Here is a 2,334-nt window from a genome sequence, read left to right on the forward strand (position 1 = left end):
CCAGAACGCTCGGATTTGGCCCTGCCAAGAGACCGCGCCACCGGTAAAACGCTAAGGCGACGACGGCTCGACCTAGCACGCCCCCTGGCGGCACAGTACAACCAAAGCGTTGCACCCGCTTAGCGTCACGCGACTTAGCAAGGTGGAGAGTCTTCCTTGCTAAGCGGGTGAACTTAATCGTTATGCATCAAGACCATGGAACTTCGCCCCCAACTTGAGCCTCCGAAGATCGACGAGCAACTTGCCGCTCGACTCGCAGAGCTTGCTGCGAACATAGACGGTGCACGGCCCGGCGAATGGGACGAATGGCTGACTGAATTCAATCGCCTCGCGAATACTTCGATTCCGTTTGAACATTTCCAAGGTATCTACGGCGCTGAAGACCATATTGAATGGGTACGCCGAATATTACATGATCAACACACAAAACCTGTTGATGATGTCACGCGTGACGAATTGATCGAGATTGTTCGGCGCGCAATGCCTCAGAACGGATACTCAGATGCCGAGGCATACATGGCCATACTCGACAAGAATGTCCCACGGTCTGGGGCGTCAAACTTGATCTTTTATCCACCTGACTATGACGATGCCACGAACACTTGGAATGGTGGCCGAATGATGGGTGAATACGATCCCACACCGGAGCAAATCGTGGATTGGGCGTTGCAGCCTGATTCACAAGATGCATAACAAAAAAATGCACCCGAGTCGCGAAGTCGGGCGTATCGAATGGATAATCTCTCGTCGCGACCGGGTGATTTTGGACGTTATCCGACTGAAGTCAACGAAGCGTGATGACACCGACGAGCATCGAACACCAATGAACCCATACGCCGCTTCCAAACCGGACGCCGACGCTCATCGCGAATCCTTGCACTGGGGCTGGCGGTTCATGGGCAAGGCTTGGATTACGACCGCAGTTCTAATACTTGCGTGGTCTGCGACTACGCTCACCTTCCATTTTTCGGTGCTTAGTCGGGATCGCGGGCCGTTTTCGGGGATTGTCACCTGCACGCTGGCGATGGACCTTATCGCCGCACTTACGTTCCTCCACTGCTCGAAATACTGGCGACAGCGAAGAGCTACTTATGCAGTACTGGGGACCGCTGCTTCTCTGGCTCTGGGGTTTTTCTGCGTATCTCTTGCTGCTGGCATATTTGTTTTCTAGCTCGTGCACTTAAATTGTCATTCGTCAACCAATCGTCTAGTAAGCAAGTTGGCCACAACGCTCAAACTAAGGCAAGCACGATTGCTTACGCTCACCCTTCATACGGGGATAACCACGGAATGCACCGGAGCCGGGTGAGGCCGTTTCATCTGGTCGAGCCTCCACCGGCCCGGCCCGGTGATTCCAATCGTTCGTCGGAACGGTGCACGACGACTGCTACTGACATCTGCGTGCTGTGGAACGGAAGCGAATGAAATTCGGATTGCGAACGCTGCTCACAACGATTGCTTTGATCGCGATCTACGTTGGTGCGTATCGAGTGATGTTGGAGCCAATGATTTTAATCGAAAGAATGCACCTTGGGATTGTTCTGGATGGATCGCGAGAGCCACACTACCGAGCGTTCAATACCGTCTCGCGGATTCTGTTCGCGCCGCTTGAATGGATCGACTATTCGATCCGTCCGGAATATTGGGACCACTACACGAACCTACCCGACTGAATCGTCGTGATGGATTTGGCGTGGAATCGTTCGGTCACGATGATAGAAACAGATCGGCATCGCTCGCTTAACTTGAAAACACCGACGAACAATGACATGCACGGGAGCACGGCTTGCGGCTTTCATTGCAGTGGATAGTCAACTCACCGTGCCCCGTGATGTCCGCCGTTATCCGACTGAACCCATGCCCGTAAATCCATACGAATCTACATCAGTCGCTGATTCGGAACTCCTCTCTCCAATTCCTTGGGGACACAATCAATGTCCAGTATGCCGCTGGCATATCTGTCGTTCACGCCTGTTTTGGCGACCTCCTGTCTCTTGTGACAGATGCCGGAACGAACTTGCTCTCGCATTGCCGGCTAGCCTTCGCTGGTATTGGATACTTTATGCCTGTGCAATGGGCGCGAACCTGGCTTGGCTACTATACTCACACACCTACTCCACTCCGAGCCATCTTGCGGTGATCTCGAATCTGCTACTTTGCGTGGGTACAATAGTGATTCGCTGGAACTTCTCTGTTGTCTATGTTCACCGGTTTGACATGCTCGGATTCACGACGGCCCGTGGTGACTCAGATATCGCAGTCCTACAGTCGCGAGGATAACCACGGAATGCACCGGAGCCGGGTGAGGCGGTTTCATCTGGTCGAGACTCCACT

The 2,334-nt window shown here is 53.4% G+C and carries 3 protein-coding genes; all 3 read left to right on the forward strand.

Annotation, left to right across the window (positions count from 1 at the left end):
* Window positions 1-195: 195 nt before the first annotated feature.
* The 3 genes from RSSM_RS16645 to RSSM_RS16655 all read left to right on the forward strand — a co-directional run bounded on the left by RSSM_RS16645 (window position 196) and on the right by RSSM_RS16655 (window position 1,673).
* On the forward strand, window positions 196-693 hold the full coding sequence (locus RSSM_RS16645; protein ID WP_044302802.1) for a hypothetical protein: 498 nt from the start codon (window positions 196-198) through the stop codon (window positions 691-693).
* The gene (locus tag RSSM_RS16650; RefSeq protein ID WP_044302803.1) at window positions 686-1,171 is read left to right on the forward strand and encodes a hypothetical protein; all 486 of its coding nucleotides are present in this window, start codon (window positions 686-688) and stop codon (window positions 1,169-1,171) included. Before RSSM_RS16645 ends, RSSM_RS16650 begins: the two co-directional genes overlap by 8 nt.
* Window positions 1,172-1,421: 250 nt before the next feature.
* Window positions 1,422-1,673, forward strand: a complete 252-nt coding sequence (locus RSSM_RS16655; RefSeq protein ID WP_008681181.1) for a hypothetical protein — start codon at window positions 1,422-1,424, stop codon at window positions 1,671-1,673.
* Window positions 1,674-2,334: the final 661 nt, after the last annotated feature.

It is taken from the genome of Aporhodopirellula sallentina SM41 (genome assembly GCF_000346505.1).
GTDB classification, from domain to species: Bacteria; Planctomycetota; Planctomycetia; order Pirellulales; family Pirellulaceae; genus Rhodopirellula; species Rhodopirellula sallentina.